The organism is Metabacillus indicus, assembly GCF_046603695.1.
Taxonomy (GTDB): domain Bacteria; phylum Bacillota; class Bacilli; order Bacillales; family Bacillaceae; genus Bacillus_P; species Bacillus_P indicus.
Genome location: NZ_CP176757.1, coordinates 594,358 through 610,643, shown reverse-complemented (window position 1 = coordinate 610,643; position 16,286 = coordinate 594,358). Strand labels below are relative to the sequence as shown.

Here is a 16,286-nt window from a genome sequence, read left to right as displayed (position 1 = left end):
AATGATCTCTCAAAACTAAACAAAAACCAAAAGCGACCTCATATCCTTAGAAAGGAGGTGATCCAGCCGCACCTTCCGATACGGCTACCTTGTTACGACTTCACCCCAATCATCTACCCCACCTTAGGCGGCTGGCTCCTTGCGGTTACCCCACCGACTTCGGGTGTTGCAAACTCTCGTGGTGTGACGGGCGGTGTGTACAAGGCCCGGGAACGTATTCACCGCGGCATGCTGATCCGCGATTACTAGCGATTCCAGCTTCATGCAGGCGAGTTGCAGCCTGCAATCCGAACTGAGAATGGTTTTATGGGATTGGCTAAACCTCGCGGTCTCGCAGCCCTTTGTACCATCCATTGTAGCACGTGTGTAGCCCAGGTCATAAGGGGCATGATGATTTGACGTCATCCCCACCTTCCTCCGGTTTGTCACCGGCAGTCACCTTAGAGTGCCCAACTGAATGCTGGCAACTAAGATCAAGGGTTGCGCTCGTTGCGGGACTTAACCCAACATCTCACGACACGAGCTGACGACAACCATGCACCACCTGTCACTTTGTCCCCCGAAGGGGAACCTTCTATCTCTAGAAGTGGCAAAGGATGTCAAGACCTGGTAAGGTTCTTCGCGTTGCTTCGAATTAAACCACATGCTCCACCGCTTGTGCGGGCCCCCGTCAATTCCTTTGAGTTTCAGTCTTGCGACCGTACTCCCCAGGCGGAGTGCTTAATGCGTTAGCTGCAGCACTAAAGGGCGGAAACCCTCTAACACTTAGCACTCATCGTTTACGGCGTGGACTACCAGGGTATCTAATCCTGTTCGCTCCCCACGCTTTCGCGCCTCAGCGTCAGTTACAGACCAGAGAGTCGCCTTCGCCACTGGTGTTCCTCCACATCTCTACGCATTTCACCGCTACACGTGGAATTCCACTCTCCTCTTCTGCACTCAAGTTTCCCAGTTTCCAATGACCCTCCCCGGTTGAGCCGGGGGCTTTCACATCAGACTTAAGAAACCGCCTGCGCGCGCTTTACGCCCAATAATTCCGGACAACGCTTGCCACCTACGTATTACCGCGGCTGCTGGCACGTAGTTAGCCGTGGCTTTCTGGTCAGGTACCGTCAAGGCGCCGGCAGTTACTCCGGCACTTGTTCTTCCCTGACAACAGAGTTTTACGATCCGAAAACCTTCATCACTCACGCGGCGTTGCTCCGTCAGACTTTCGTCCATTGCGGAAGATTCCCTACTGCTGCCTCCCGTAGGAGTCTGGGCCGTGTCTCAGTCCCAGTGTGGCCGATCACCCTCTCAGGTCGGCTACGCATCGTCGCCTTGGTGAGCCATTACCTCACCAACTAGCTAATGCGCCGCGGGCCCATCTGTAAGTGACAGCCGAAACCGTCTTTGAATGTCAAACCATGCGGTTTGACATAGTATCCGGTATTAGCTCCGGTTTCCCGGAGTTATCCCAGTCTTACAGGCAGGTTGCCCACGTGTTACTCACCCGTCCGCCGCTGACCTCCGAAGAGGTCCGCTCGACTTGCATGTATTAGGCACGCCGCCAGCGTTCGTCCTGAGCCAGGATCAAACTCTCCGAAGAAAATTTGTGACTCATAAATGTTGCTGACTTAAAAATTTAAAACGTTTGGTACGCTTTTGGTTTTGTTTAGTTTTCAAAGATCATTTTCGCTCTTGAAGCGACCTTCTTAATATATCATTTCGTTAACTCAGTGTCAACAACTTTTTTAAGAAGTTTTTTTATGAGAAGTCGCTGTCTGCGCCGTCAAAAGTGAACTTGCTTCAGCAGCGACGCTTATTAATATATCACCGTAAAATATCAAAGTCAATACTTTTTTGTAACAGAATATCCGCGATGGAAAATTCTTTGTCCCTTCGTTTCAATCTTCACGACTTCAACGAATTCTTTATCAACAAGAAACTCAAGTAAAACACTTAAATCAACTGAATAATAGCGCGCTTCCGGATGCTCCATCAGATCGGCATACAGCCATACTTCTTTCTCTGAAAGAATGCCAAGAAGATGCCCCGCTCCAATTTCCGACTTGGAATGGATAAGAAAATCACTCGCCAAAAACAGCAGCTCAAGTCTTTTTTCTAGAGATTCTTCACTTTCAACCAGTTCTTTGTAGAGCTTGTACACCTGCGGCTCCATTTGGCGGACCTGGTTCCATACCGTTACTTCGGGATAAAATCCGCGGTCGATGACTTCAAGTCTTGCCAGATGATGAAGAGCATGGACGATATGATTGTAGGCATCAAGAAATTGTCTTGATTCAAAGAAGACCTTTCCTTCCAGATACCTTCTGATCAGCTTGCCGTATTCAAGGCCGATTTTCAGCCTGCGCTCTGAGAACGGGAATACTTTCAGGCGGTCTACAAGCTCGCCTAAATACTCATTGCGGTCAAATAATACTTTTCCGTTCAGGATCCAGTCGACCATTCTCCGGTTTGTTCCAAGCAGGATCCACTCCTGCACCTGCTGATCTGAAACAATCGTAAGAGAAGCCTTTTGTCCGTCAAATTCATAGTGTTTAATAAAAACAGGCTGCTTCGCCTCTTTCACGATGACAAGCAGCGCGACATCCAAATTATCAGTAAGCGGTGATGTCTGGTTTCTTTTTTCAATCATGACGATTGCAAGCGTATCCGGATGGCTCGCTCTTTCTTGATAAATAGGACGGAGAAGATTTTCCATTGGTATTCCCCCATTATATTTATGACTATATATCACAATTCTACAAAGGCGAAAAAACTCCTTTTGCATTCAGCACTTCAAAATTATAAGGGAAGGAAGAAAGAGAATCTATCGTTTTCTGATATTTTCTCGTCAAAAGCTTCAGGTAAGTTGTCCGAAATCCCTTACATTTGTGCTATATTGGTAAATAGGAGGTCGGAATAATGGCACTGAAATATTCAAGCAAGATTAATAAAATCCGCACGTTCGCGCTCAGTCTCATCTTTATTGGCTTTTTCATTATGTATATCGGTATCTTCTTTAGAACATCTCCGATCATTATGACCATCTTCATGATGCTTGGATTATTATCAATAGTAGGAAGCACGGTTGTTTATTTCTGGATCGGCATGCTTTCCACTAAAGCCGTCCAGGTCACTTGCCCGTCCTGCGGGAAGACCACGAAGATCCTCGGAAGGGTAGACATGTGCATGTACTGCAATGAACCGCTGACGCTTGATCCGAACCTTGAAGGCAAAGACTTTGATGAAAAATACAATCGGAAGACAGTGGAATAAAAAAAATTACACACAAAAGCGGAGAGCGACAGCCCTCCGCTTTTATTCGTATAGAAAGAAAAAACTGAATGCCACATGCAGCATTCAGTACGATTAATGAGTCTCTCTCTTTTCGCAGGTTCCGCACACGCCGTATATTTCCATACGGTGGTGGCTGACTTTAAAGCCTGTCACGTGAGAAGCAAGGTGTTCTACCTCGTCCAGTCCCGGATAATGAAAATCTACGATCTTGCCGCACTTTTCGCAGATCACGTGGTAGTGCTCTGTTGTGACGAAATCAAATCTGCTTGAGGCATCTCCGTAGGTAAGCTCCTTCACAAGGCCAACTTCCCTGAAGACACGAAGGTTGTTATAGACAGTCGCAACGCTCATGTTCGGAAATTTGCTTTCGAGGGATTTATAAATATCATCTGCCGTAGGGTGGGTCATTGATTGGATAAGATATTCTAAAATGGCATGCCGCTGGGGTGTGATTCTTACTCCAGTCTGCTTCAGCGTGTCAAGGGCTTCTTTTAACTGATGTTCTGACATCCGCTATGCACCTCTTTTCTGAAAAACATTCTTACTTTATAATATTTATAATTAGTGTACAGTGTGTCTGGGACTTTTGTCAATCAGATGCCCCGGGAATTCCTTTAAAAGATGGCTCAGTATCCCTTCTCTAAATCAACCGGGTTTTCAAACGCTGATGGGTCCCCGTCCAGGTAGTGCCTTAAATTTCTCTTGAAGATCTCCATTGCTCTTGGAAGGTAGTTCTTCGTAATTCCAGACAAATGAGGCGTAACCGTCACCTTTTCCATCCCCCAGAACGGATGATCTTCTCTAAGAGGCTCTTCTTCAAATACATCCAGAACAGCATGCTTCAGGGAACCTTCATTAAGGGCTGTGATCAAATCCACTTCCACAACGGCATCCCCTCGCCCGATGTTGATGAAAACCGCTTCCTTCTTCATCTGCCTGAAAGCATCCAGGTTAAGGATATGCCTTGTCTCTCCTGTGCTCGGAAGGACTGATACCACAAAATCCGCTTCCTGAAGACCCCGGTTCATCTCTTCAAACGTCAGAATCTCATCAAAAAATTCCACAGACTTGCCGGAGCGGTTCATTCCCGCTGCCGTCATGCCAAAAGCCTTAGCAAGCCTTGCGATTTCCGTGCCGATCGCTCCCGCTCCCAGAACAAAAATGGTTTTTCCGTGAATTTCATTCATCACGACTCTTCGGTCCCACTTTCGTTTCTGCTGATTTTCAGAAAGCTTGGCGGCGTCTCTTGAGATTTGCAGCATCATTGATAGTGTATATTCAGCCATCGGGATCTTATGTACACCTTTAGCATTTGTCACGAGAATTTTTTTATCGCGCAATGCTTCAAACGGCATTCTGTCCATTCCGGCAGATGCGACCATGATCCATTTCAGGGAAGACGCCTCTGCAATGATTTCAGCCGTTAAATCTTCCCCGTAGGTTAAAATAACTTCCGCATTGCGCAGTTCATCTCCAGCTTCTTCTATTTTGTTGTCAAAGCTGAACTGCGCTTCAGGAAATCCATTTAGTAGGTCTTCTTTCATATGTACTGGCAATTTCACTGTAGAAAATACGTTCACTGTTTATCCCCCTTTTTTGTTAGTTTACCAAAATAAAAAGCGTGCAGGAATCTGAATTCCTGCACGTACATTGCGCTAACGAATGAGGAGGTTATGCCTTCCATACAGCATACTCACGGATGAATGGTTCTGTCTGGACGTTTGCCTCAATGTTCACATATTTTCTTTTATATACTGCAGCGCTTCTTCTACATGTCCCTTTACTTTCACTTTTCTCCATTCTTTGGCGATCTCGCCGTCTTTGTTGATGATGAAAGTAGAGCGTTCAATCCCCATGTACTCTTTGCCGAAGTTTTTCTTAAGCTTCCATACTCCGAATTTTTCTGCAGCCTCATGTTCTTCATCCACAAGCAGGAGAAACGGAAGATCGTATTTCTCTTTGAATTTTTCGTGACGGCTTTGAGGATCCGTGCTTACGCCAAGAATGACGGCATCCACTTCTTCAAAGCTTTTGTGCTGGTCTCTGAAATCACACGCCTGAGTCGTGCAGCCAGGCGTCATGTCTTTTGGATAAAAATAAAGGACTACGTTTTTCCCTCTAAAGTCAGACAGCTTCACTTTTTCCCCGTTATCTGCTGTCAGTTCAAAATCAGGAGCCATTTGGCCGGCTTCGATTGTCATCTTATCATCCTCCGCTAAAATAGGTTTACTTAAAGACTACCCAATTCAGCGGCAGGATACAACTTATGACACTTTATCCATGCCCCATACGGTTCTTGCTACAAACACCGCCGGAAGAACATAGCCGATCAGCGCTTCAAGTACGGCAAGCAGCCGGCCAAACCCGATGGGCACAACATCCCCGTATCCGAGGGAAAACAGGGTCACAGCACTGAAATATAAGCATGTATGCAGCCGTTCAAGATACGTTCCTTCCAAAATAACACCGTTATCCACCAGCACCTCAAAACCGCTTGCGTCAAGGATCAGGTACATCATGCTAAAACCGATCAAAATCGAAAGATATAGAAAGATCACGATCAGCAGTGTATCAATGGAGAGAAAGTTTTTTCTCGAAAACGTCCGGATGAAAATGTTGAAGCTCATCAGCAGGCACAGCGTTACAGCTACCGCAAAAAGCCCTCCCATGTATGCAGCACCCCATGTCCAAAACAGGTAATGATACAATATATACAGGAAGGCTTTGTTTATTCGGCCTGTCTGAAAATTACGGCTGTCTCTTCAGCATCTGAACGAAAAATAACAGGCTGAACGACAGCAAGATCAGGACTCCCGTTAAAAGCCATGCAAGGTTCATATCACCCGAGTCCATGGCAATATAAATCGCCGTTGCCGCCGTCTGGGTCTGACCCGGGATATTTCCCGCAAACATCAAACTCGCCCCAAATTCCCCCAGGGCTCTTGTGAAAGAAAGGACCACTCCGGTTATAAGAGACGGAACAGCCAGTGGCAGAGTAATATGCAGAAACGTCTGCATTCCTCCAGCCCCGTCCACCTTGGATGCATCCTCGATCTCCCTGTCCACCATCTGAAAACCGAGCTTTGCCGCCTGATACATAAGGGGAAAAGAGACCACTCCTGCAGCGATGACAGCAGCCCACACTGTAAATATCAGCGGAGATCCCATGACCCGTTCAATCAACCTGCCTGCCGGACTGTTCACACCGAATGCGACAATCAGCAAAAAGCCGACAACGGTAGGCGGAAGGACAAGAGGCAGCATCAGGACGGTTTCAAGGAGGGTCTTCCCCTTGAACGAAGCTCTCGCCATCAGTCTCCCAGCGAGAATCCCTGCTGCGGCCACAAAGATCGTTGAAATCACCGCAACCTGAACAGACAGCAGGACCGGTCCGCTTGCATCAGTCCACATGTTCGTCACCTGCAGGCAGGACGGTAAATCCGTACTTTTCAAATACCTGCTTTGCCCTGTCTGTTTTTAAAAATTCATAAAAAACTTCTGCTTCTTTTTGGTGCTTCGTTCTCTCCAGAACACCTGCCGGATAGACAATGTCGCCATAGGATTCAGGATCAAGGCTTTCCTGATTCACTTTTTCGGACTGCATGGCATCTGTTTTGTAGACAATCCCTGCATCCACGTTTTCTGTCTCTACATATGAGAGAACCTGCCTGACATCCTTAGCAAAGACGGTTTTCGCTTCCACCATGTCCCATATCCCGTGATATTCAAGGGCTTCTTTTGCATAAGCTCCCGCCGGCACGGTTTCAGGAATGCCGATTGAGATTTTTCCTGCCTCGGGCAAATCCTTCATTTCCATGTCCTCCTTGGCTGTAACCATAACAAGTTCATTTCCCAGATAGTCCATTTGCAGGGAAGGGCTTATGTATCCTTTTTTGCTCAGCTCTGTGAAAAATGGTTTAGATGCAGATATCAGCAGGTCTGCGGGAGCACCCTGTTCGATCTGTTTCTGAAGGGAACCGGTTGAGCCGAAGTTCATTTGTACTTCAATAGAAGGATTTTCCTTTTCAAACTGTTCTATTACCTCCTGCAGGGATTCCTTCAGGCTCGCTGCAGCCGAAATCAGCAGCACGGTTTTCTTTTCGGGGGGTGCCTGTCCCCCGCAGGCAGCAAGAACAAGGCATAATAAAATCAAGAGATAGTTTTTGCGCACAGGTGCCCATCCTTTTCATAGGTTCATTATTTCTATTATACTAGTGTCATCTGACGTTTTTCATCTTATTTAAACGTGCTAGAATAGACAGCAGACTTATTTTTCAGGAGGATTCTATGAATTTCACAAAATCTGAACAGCTTCATTCAGAAGCATTAGAACATATTGTCGGCGGGGTGAACAGCCCTTCCCGTTCCTATAAAGCGGTTGGCGGAGGGTCGCCGGTTGTGATGGAGAGAGCGAACGGAGCTTATTTCTGGGATGTGGACGGCAACAAATACATTGATTATCTTGCTGCGTACGGGCCGATCATCACAGGACATGCCCATCCTCATATTACAAAAGCGATTCAAAAAGCGGCAGAGGACGGCGTCCTTTACGGAACTCCGACTCCGCATGAAGTGAAATTTGCAAAGATGCTGAAAGAAGCGATGCCGGGCATGGATAAAGTCCGCTTTGTCAACTCAGGTACAGAGGCGGTCATGACGACCATCCGTGTAGCCCGCGCTTATACAGGACGCGACAAAATCATTAAATTCGCAGGCTGTTATCACGGACATTCCGACCTTGTGCTAGTTGCAGCAGGATCCGGTCCTTCTACACTTGGCACCCCCGATTCTGCAGGCGTGCCGAAAAGCATTGCAAATGAAGTCATCACAGTACCATTTAATGATATCGAACCTTTTAAAGAAGCACTTGAAAAATGGGGAGATCAAATCGCCGCTGTGCTTGTTGAGCCGATCGTCGGCAACTTTGGGATCGTCGAGCCGCTGCCTGGATTCCTTCAAGCAGTGAATGACCTGACACACGATGCAGGAGCGCTCGTCATCTATGATGAAGTCATAACAGCTTTCCGCTTCATGTACGGCGGAGCGCAGGACCTGCTCGGCATCACTCCTGACCTTACTGCCTTAGGCAAAATCATCGGCGGAGGCCTCCCAATCGGCGCCTACGGAGGCAAAAAAGAAATCATGGAACAGGTTGCCCCGCTTGGACCTGCTTATCAGGCAGGAACCATGGCCGGAAACCCGGCGTCCATTCTGTCCGGCATTGCCTGTCTTGAAGTTCTGAAAGAAGAAGGCGTCTATGAGAAACTGGACAGACTTGGGCAGATGCTTGAAGAAGGCATCCTGAAACATGCAAAAACACACGGCATCCCGATTACGATGAACCGGTTAAAAGGAGCCCTCACCATCTACTTTACGACTGAGAAAGTAGTAAACTATGACCAGGCTGAAAAAACGGACGGTGAAATGTTCGCCAGGTTCTTCAAGCTGATGCTTCATGAAGGCATCAACCTTGCTCCGTCCAAATATGAAGCGTGGTTCCTCACTACAGCTCACACGGAAGAAGACATCGAACAGACACTCGCAGCGGTGGAGCGTTCATTTAAACAATTAAGGACTGTATAAATATACAATTTATTCAAACAGGGATTTCACTCCCTGTTTTTTTCTTTTTTTGAACGTGTTTGAAAACGTTTACAAATAAGCTATTAAGCGTTTTGTATGAATATTTAAACTTTTCTGCCATGTATGACTCCTCCAAAAAAATGTATAAATAATTGAATTTTCATAATCTAAATGATATGATAAGTATTACATTTCTGAAAATTTTGTTATTAAATCTCACAAAGAAATCTATGTTTTTACATGATAGATTCATATTTTACCCGGGAGGTGAAGGCTATAAGCGGGAAACGAATTCCCCTTTCAAGCCGCTTTTATGAGAGAAAACTGGAGCCCAAGTAAGTTTAAGGATTTTCACAACGCAGAGCATGACGCTTGCGGCATTGTGTCAGTCATTGAGAAAAGGAAAGTTCCGACAAAAGAAAATATCGACCTCTGTATTGATGCCCTCGTGACGATGAACCATCGTGCAGGTTTCATCAATGGCGAAGGTGACGGAGTCGGCATCCATATCGACATTCCAAGAGCTCTTTGGAAGGAAAAGCTTGAGAATGCAGGCCTTGACCCGGCGCTTGCCGAACGCAAAGATTTCATTGTCGGCCACCTGTTTCTATCCAAAAACGAAAACCCGGATACACTAAAAAAAGAAATCAGGCAGCTTCTTTCTGATAAAAACTTCGAACTTCTATTTGAAACTGACAAAGTAACAACTTCATCTGCACTTGGACCCATCGCTTTACAAGAAGAACCTCTCTTTTGGCAATTTGCCGTGATTCCTGCTGGAAACCCTGATTCCCTTAATAAGGATCTCTTTGAATTAACCATTCAAATCGAGAAAAATCACCATGTGCATGTGGCATCGCTGAGCCAGCATGCAGCCGTCTACAAAGTAATGGGAGCAGGAGATGTTCTTCCGAAGTTCTATCATGACCTTGCAAACCCGCTTGCAGCGTCGACAATGACTCTTGGCCATAACAGGTATTCTACGAATACGCTTTCTACTTTTTTTCGCGTGCAGCCATTCAGCCTGCTTGGCCACAACGGAGAAATCAATACGATTGCCAAGCTTCGCGATGAAGCAAGAATCATGGATGTCCCGCTTACAGACGGAGGCAGTGATTCCCAGGATCTGAACAGAACGATTGAAATGCTTGTTGCAAGAGAAGGATACAGCCTCTTTGAAGCACTTGATGTTCTGTTCCCTCCTATTATTAATGAAATCAAAGCTTATCCTGAGCACCTGAAGGATTTGTACACGTATATCCGCGAGGCGTGGGGACACTTTGCACAGGGACCTGCGGGCATTATCTCAAGATTTGCCGATGAAGCTGTCTTCAGTGTTGATGCACTCGGCCTCAGACCGCTTTGGAAAGTAGAATCTGTTTCTTCCTATATTTTCGCATCAGAGCCGGGAATCATTCCGAACTCCCTCTATGCGGGGGAACCAAAGCCGCTTGGACCCGGGGAAAAACTCGGCCTTAAGTGGAAGGAAGATGAGATGGAGCTGTTTGAATATCCATCCCTACAGGAAGAAGTCTACAAGCGTTTCTCAAGCAGACTTGATGTGGACGGCTACAGAGAACGGTTGCTGCACCCTGTCAGCAAAGGCAAATGCTCTGCTTCGCCTATTTTCAAAGTCCATAACGGACATTATGCAGCATTCGGCTGGGACCGCGAGCACATCCAGCTGCTTGAGCAGATGGCTGAAAAAGGCGCTGAGCCAATCCGCTCGCTTGGACACGACGGACCGCTTGCAGCCATCCATCCTGACCGGAAAAACATAGCAGACTTCATTAAAGAAAGTGTTGCGGTTGTTACAAACCCTGCGATTGACCGTGACCGTGAGTCCGAGCACTTTTCCATCCGCTCAGTAGTCGGCAAACGTCCTTCTCTGACAGAGCAGCATGATAAAACGGCGATGATTGAACTGCCGTCACCGCTTCTGCTCGAAGGTAAGCTTGGCATTATGGCTTCTGAGCAGATTGACCAGCTGCCATATGAAGAAGTGATAGACTATTTTTCAAAAGAAAAGCAGCTTCACGTCCTTTCAGCGGTTTACACAGAAGATGAAACTCTGAAAGACGCTCTTAACCGCCTGAAGCTTGAAGCCATTCATGCAGTAAATGACGGCGCTGTCCTTCTTGTCCTTGATGACAGAGAAGCACATCAGAACGGCAAGCTCTGGATTGATCCGCATTTAGTGACATCGGTGATTGATCAGGCTCTTGTAAAGGAAAGCCTGCGCAGAAACTGTTCGATTCTTCTTCGCACAGGTGCGGTCAGATCTCTGCATGACATTATGGTGGCTTACGGCCTTGGTGCGAACCTGATCAGCCCTTACATTCTGTTTGCGACGGTTGCTGAAGAAGACTCAGCGAAGCCTGCGGTCAACTTGTATGAGTCATTAAATAAAGGCCTTGAAAAGGTCATTTCAACGATCGGAATTCATGAGCTGCGCGGATACGGCAGACTCTTCTCTTCCATCGGCTTAAATGAAGAAATTGAAAAAGAACTGAACATCGTCAACTTCCTTGGCTCTCCTTCTTTGAAATTCAATTTTGAAAGCATGAAGGCAGATGCTGTAGAACGAAGCAGTGATTTTGAAAATGAAAAAGCACGTCCGAGCAAGACGTTCCACATCTTCCCGCGGATCTGGAAAGCAATCGGCGATGTCGCGAAATCAGGAGATTACGAAGGCTACCGCGAAAAGCTGACGGAACAGGAAGAAAGCAATCCGATCACGATTCGTCATCTGACAGATCTGAAAAAAGGAAAGTCTTCTGTACCTAAAGATAAAGTCAATATTGGCGTCGGCGATCACAGTCTTCCGTTTGTCATCGCGTCCATGTCATTCGGTTCTCAAAATGAAGTCGCGTTCCGCGCATATGCAGAAGCGGCAGAGCAGCTGAACATGGTGAGCTTAAACGGTGAAGGCGGAGAAATCAAAGATATGCTGGGCAAATATCCGCGCACGCGCGGCCAGCAGATTGCGTCCGGACGATTTGGCGTAAACGCCGAGCTTCTGAACTCGTCAAACCTGCTTGAAATCAAGATAGGCCAAGGTGCAAAGCCTGGTGAAGGCGGACATCTTCCAGGCTCAAAGGTAACAGCCAAGATCGCTGAATCACGGAATGCTACAATCGGTTCTGACCTTATTTCTCCGTCAAACAACCATGACATCTATTCGATTGAAGATTTGGCGCAGATGATTTCAGAGCTGAAAACAGCCAACGATCAGGCAAAGGTTTCTGTTAAGGTTCCTGTTGTTCCAAACATCGGGACAATCGCAGTGGGAATTGCAAAAGCCGGCGCTGACATCATCACACTCAGCGGATTTGACGGCGGAACAGGTGCGGCGCGTATTCATGCCCTTCAGCACGTCGGTCTTCCTGTTGAAATCGGGGTAAAGGCGGCGCACAACGCCCTGCTTGAAGCCGGTCTCCGCGAAAAAGTGGAGCTTTGGGCAGACGGCGGCATCAAGAGTGCGATGGATGTCATGAAGGTCATGCTGCTCGGCGCAAACCGCGTCGGCTTCGGCACCCTTTCGATGATTGCCATCGGCTGTACAACATGCCGCGGCTGTCATTTGGATACATGCCATGTGGGAATCGCAACCCAGATTGAATCAGAAGCACAGGCGAAAGAGCACGGTCTCCGCCGATTTGTCCCAAGAAAGTACGACCCGTCTGTAGAAGGGCTTGTGAACCTGTTCAGCGCGTTCGGTTCTGAGCTCGAGACATTGACTGCTTCCCTTGGTTTTACAAATCTCCAGGACCTTGTCGGACGCTCTGATCTTCTTGAACAGACCCGAGGCAAGGATGAGATGGACCTGTCCCTTCTCCTTGAGACGCTTGAAATTCAGAACCTCTCACATAAAGAAGTGGCAGCAAGTCTTGAAAGCAAGCGTCTTGCCGTTGCTGCAGGAGCAGAGTACCTTGATTACGACGACAGCGAACTTCACAGCTCAAGAGAATTCTCAAGCGTTACATCCGAGCAGCGCATTCTCGGCAGCCGTGTTTCCTGTCACAGGGTCCGCGGACGTCTTGACGGTTCATACCGCAAACTTGATGACATTGAGCTTCACTACAAAGAAGGTTCTATTCCGGGCAACGGACTTGGCGCCTACAACTCAAGCGGCATCAATATCCGTGTAGAAGGCGGCGCCCAGGACGGCACGGGTAAAACGTCCTTTGGCGGTACGATTCAGGTCTTCAAATCAAAAGGAGCAGACGGAAACTACTACAACGGTTCTGTCGGAAAAGGCTTCGGGTACGGCGCACAGAGCGGCCTCCTTCTTGTTCAGGGGAATGCAGACGCACGTGCAGGCATCCGCTTATCCGGTGCCGACATGATCATCGGGGGTAAAATCACCAAACCGATTCCGGCAGAGGAAAAAGGCAATATCGGGGTAAATGCCAACATAAAAGGATTTGCATTTGAGTATATGACGAACGGACGCGGACTTGTCCTCGGCGATCCTGGACCATGGATCTGTGCAGGCATGACCGGCGGCGTCGTGTATGTCAGACACCAGCCTGAGCTCGGCTTAACAAAACAAGCGCTCGAGCGCCGTGTAGCCAAAGGCGCCAAAATCGAGATCTCATCTCTGAATACCAAAGGCAAATCAGATGTAACAGAGCTTCTGACAACTTATATCGAATCACTTGAAAAACACGGACAGCAAGATGAAGCAAATGAACTGAAGACGCTGCTGAACGCAGTCGGAGATCACTTCATTCAGCTAGTTCCAGTTAAAGAACAGGCCGATCCATCTGTATCGACTGAGTGATTGCGGCTTAGATTTGAACCATTTGAAAATCCGAACTGGTATTTATGCCAGTTCGGATTTTTTTATTGCTGGATGTGGTGACGGGTCTTTTTTCTGCTCGAAGCTGGACCGACCGGAAATGGCGTTTGGATTGTTAGGCATCAAGTTGGGATCGTTAGACACCGTGTTTCGCTTGTTAGGGCGGCGGTTTGGATTGTTAGACGCTGTATTTGGATTGTTAGCCCCATTAAGGACTTTGAGATGACCTCTTTTTCTAGCGGGAGACGGATCCTGGTCACAAGGTTTCTAGAAAAAGAGGCTTTCCGGCTTTTTTTACTGCAGGGGATTGCTGTTTTTGATGAGAATTGGAGCTGAATGCGATTTGGACTGTTAGGCATCTTTTTTGGATCGTTAGACAAGGTATTTGGATTGTTAGACGCTGTTTTTGGATTGTTAGCTCCATTGAGGACTTTGAGATGACCTCTTTTTTAGTGGAGCGCGGATCCTGGTCACAAGGTTTCTAGAAAAGAGGCATTCCGGCTTTTTTTGCTGCCGTTGTTTGGTGTTTTTATTGAGAGTTGGTGTAGAATCGCGTGTTGGACTGTTAGATGCCCAATTTGGATCGTTAGACCGGCCGTTGCGATTGTTAGAGAGGCTTTTTGGATTGTTAGCTCGATTGGAGACTTTGAGATGACCTTTTTTTAGTGGAGCGCGGATTTTGGTCCACAAATTTTCCAAGTAAAGATACCCAAAAGAACATCTATCTCATCACCGTTGCATACATATAAATGTTTTCAGAAAATCTTTTGAAAAAGGCTTATTTTTTTCACAAAAACGGGAAAAAGTAACTTGAATAATTTCTTTTAACATTGTATAGTCATTACTTGTTTACCAGACAGATTTTTCTGTCATAAGGTCCAATATCATATCAGTAAAGAAGGGAATGTAGAAACACACCCAATGAAACTTGGTGCCCGCATTATCAAAACGGGGATTGCCATTACACTGGCTCTGTTTTTGGCCACTCTTTTAAACATACCGTCTCCAGCCTTTGCCGGTATCGCAGCTATCTTTGCGATACAGCCTACCATTTACCGCTCTTATCTTTCTGTTATCGAGCAGGTTCAGGCAAATGTCATCGGAGCAGCCTTTGCCATTTTATTCGGGCTGATTTTCGGTCCCCATCCGTTTGTTATCGGTTTAACTGTCATTATCGTCATTGCGATTAATTTAAGAATAAAGATTGAAAATACAATTCCGGTTTCAGTCGTGACCGTTATTGCGATTTTGGAGAGTCCCGGCGAAGATTTCATCGAATTTGCCCTGATCCGCTTTGGAACGGTTCTCCTCGGCGTCTTATCAGCATTTATCGTGAATCTGATTTTCATTCCGCCAAAATATGAAACAAAGCTGTATTACCGAATTGTGGATAATACAGAGGAAATCATTAAGTGGATCCGTTTTAACACGAGACAGGTGTCGGAATATACGGAGCTCAAAACGGACATTGAAAGACTGAAAGAAAAAATGATGAAGCTCGATCAGCTTTATCTCATGTATAAGGAAGAACGCGCCTATTTCAAGCGCAATATTTATGCAAAATCACGCAAGCTGGTACTTTTCAGGCAAATGCTGGTGACTACGAACAGGTCGCTTGATACCCTGAAAAAGCTGCACCGCCTGGAAAACGAACTCCATCACCTGCCGGAGGAATTTCAGAGCATTCTTGCAAATGAGCTGGACTATCTCGTTGATTTTCACGAACGAAGCCTGCTGAAATTCATCGGGAAAATCAAGCCTGAGGCACCGGTTGAGTTTATTAAAGAAGGGCAGTTCAATAAACAGGAGCTTGTTGATACCTTCATGGATTTTAAAGGAAACTGCATTGACCAGGAGTGCTTCTACCACCTGCTGCCGCTCATCGCTATCATTATCGATTACAGTGAACAGTTGGAGCACCTTGATACGCTGATTAACAGCTTCCACAGTTATCATAAAGAAGAAAATGAGCTTCAGATATCGGAGCAGGAAGAACCTAGCTAAACACAAAGGACTGAACGGAAATCGTTCAGTCCTTTTTATGTTATTCAGCGGCAGAAAGCTCGCTTTCTGTCACCCACTTGTGATTTTTCACTTCTTCGCCGCCGTCTGCAGGCACAAAGTCTACCATATAGACCGTCGTTTCTTCGGCTGAGTCAATCGTTGCCTCAGCTCCCTGCATGCCTTCCATGTGATCGGCTGCAAGGGTCACTTTGTCTCCTTCTTTGTATGGCTCTTCAGCTGCATCTTTAATTTCTTCGTGAATGACCCATTTATGGTCTGTGACCGGTTCTCCCCCGCCTTCAGGCGTATAAGACACGGTATAAACAACTGTGTCATATGCACCTGCGATTGTCGCCTCTGCACCGTCCATGCCTTCCATATGATCAGCGTTCATGATTGCTTTGCTTCCTTTTTCAAACGTTGGATTTTCAGCCTCTTTCAATCCCTCCGGCACCTCGCCCGAACCTGAGTGATTCATGCCCTCGTGACCGGCATGCTCAGAAGACTCCTCCTTCTTCTGCCCTTCATTTTCATTCGCACACCCCGCAAGCGTCAGCGAAAAAGCTGCAGCAAGAGCAAGCATCATTGATCTTTTCATCTCAATCATCCTTTC

Annotated in this window: 12 protein-coding genes and 1 rRNA gene; 4 read left to right on the top strand and 9 right to left on the bottom strand. The window is 46.8% G+C overall.

Features of this window, described 5'->3' with window-relative positions; all coding sequences use genetic code 11:
* Window positions 1–50: 50 nt before the first annotated feature.
* Window positions 51–1,588: ribosomal RNA gene (locus tag ACK1LH_RS03165) — 16S ribosomal RNA — on the bottom strand.
* A 243-nt stretch (window positions 1,589–1,831) separates the two neighbouring features.
* Complete coding sequence (locus tag ACK1LH_RS03160) at window positions 1,832–2,704, bottom strand: nucleotidyltransferase-like protein (RefSeq protein ID WP_029286001.1); 873 nt, start codon at window positions 2,702–2,704, stop codon at window positions 1,832–1,834.
* Window positions 2,705–2,907: 203 nt separating this feature from the next.
* Between ACK1LH_RS03160 and ACK1LH_RS03155 the strand changes: the two genes are divergently transcribed.
* The gene (locus ACK1LH_RS03155) at window positions 2,908–3,261 is read left to right on the top strand and encodes a YgzB family protein (protein ID WP_029285999.1); all 354 of its coding nucleotides are present in this window, start codon (window positions 2,908–2,910) and stop codon (window positions 3,259–3,261) included.
* A 93-nt stretch (window positions 3,262–3,354) separates the two neighbouring features.
* On the opposite strand, the gene perR is transcribed toward ACK1LH_RS03155, so the two are convergent.
* From perR to modA, 6 genes are all read right to left on the bottom strand, one after another.
* The gene (perR, locus tag ACK1LH_RS03150; protein WP_029285997.1) at window positions 3,355–3,792 is read right to left on the bottom strand and encodes a peroxide-responsive transcriptional repressor PerR; all 438 of its coding nucleotides are present in this window, start codon (window positions 3,790–3,792) and stop codon (window positions 3,355–3,357) included.
* A 116-nt stretch (window positions 3,793–3,908) separates the two neighbouring features.
* On the bottom strand, window positions 3,909–4,862 hold the full coding sequence (locus ACK1LH_RS03145) for a D-2-hydroxyacid dehydrogenase (protein WP_411334468.1): 954 nt from the start codon (window positions 4,860–4,862) through the stop codon (window positions 3,909–3,911).
* Window positions 4,863–5,015: 153 nt separating this feature from the next.
* A complete protein-coding gene (bcp, locus tag ACK1LH_RS03140) occupies window positions 5,016–5,483 on the bottom strand; it encodes a thioredoxin-dependent thiol peroxidase (RefSeq protein ID WP_320154853.1) in 468 nt (155 codons plus the stop codon).
* 63 nt (window positions 5,484–5,546) lie between these two features.
* A complete protein-coding gene (locus ACK1LH_RS03135; RefSeq protein ID WP_029285991.1) occupies window positions 5,547–5,951 on the bottom strand; it encodes an ion channel in 405 nt (134 codons plus the stop codon).
* Between the two features lie 79 nt (window positions 5,952–6,030).
* On the bottom strand, window positions 6,031–6,693 hold the full coding sequence (modB, locus tag ACK1LH_RS03130) for a molybdate ABC transporter permease subunit (RefSeq protein ID WP_411334467.1): 663 nt from the start codon (window positions 6,691–6,693) through the stop codon (window positions 6,031–6,033).
* Window positions 6,683–7,453, bottom strand: coding sequence for a molybdate ABC transporter substrate-binding protein (gene modA / locus ACK1LH_RS03125; RefSeq protein ID WP_411334465.1), 771 nt, complete (start codon window positions 7,451–7,453; stop codon window positions 6,683–6,685). Before modA ends, modB begins: the two co-directional genes overlap by 11 nt.
* A gap of 116 nt (window positions 7,454–7,569) precedes the next feature.
* Here modA and ACK1LH_RS03120 point away from each other — a divergent pair, with 116 nt between their 5' ends.
* The 3 genes from ACK1LH_RS03120 (at window position 7,570) to ACK1LH_RS03110 (ending at window position 15,673) form a co-directional block, all read left to right on the top strand.
* Window positions 7,570–8,865, top strand: coding sequence for a glutamate-1-semialdehyde 2,1-aminomutase (locus ACK1LH_RS03120; protein ID WP_411334464.1), 1,296 nt, complete (start codon window positions 7,570–7,572; stop codon window positions 8,863–8,865).
* Between the two features lie 313 nt (window positions 8,866–9,178).
* Window positions 9,179–13,651 (top strand): glutamate synthase-related protein, encoded by a 4,473-nt coding sequence (locus ACK1LH_RS03115; protein WP_411334462.1) that lies wholly within the window; start codon window positions 9,179–9,181, stop codon window positions 13,649–13,651.
* A 939-nt stretch (window positions 13,652–14,590) separates the two neighbouring features.
* Window positions 14,591–15,673 (top strand): aromatic acid exporter family protein, encoded by a 1,083-nt coding sequence (locus tag ACK1LH_RS03110; RefSeq protein WP_282034257.1) that lies wholly within the window; start codon window positions 14,591–14,593, stop codon window positions 15,671–15,673.
* A 40-nt stretch (window positions 15,674–15,713) separates the two neighbouring features.
* On the opposite strand, the gene ACK1LH_RS03105 is transcribed toward ACK1LH_RS03110, so the two are convergent.
* Entirely contained in the window at window positions 15,714–16,271 is a 558-nt protein-coding gene (locus ACK1LH_RS03105; protein WP_411334460.1) for a YdhK family protein, read from the bottom strand.
* Window positions 16,272–16,286: the final 15 nt, after the last annotated feature.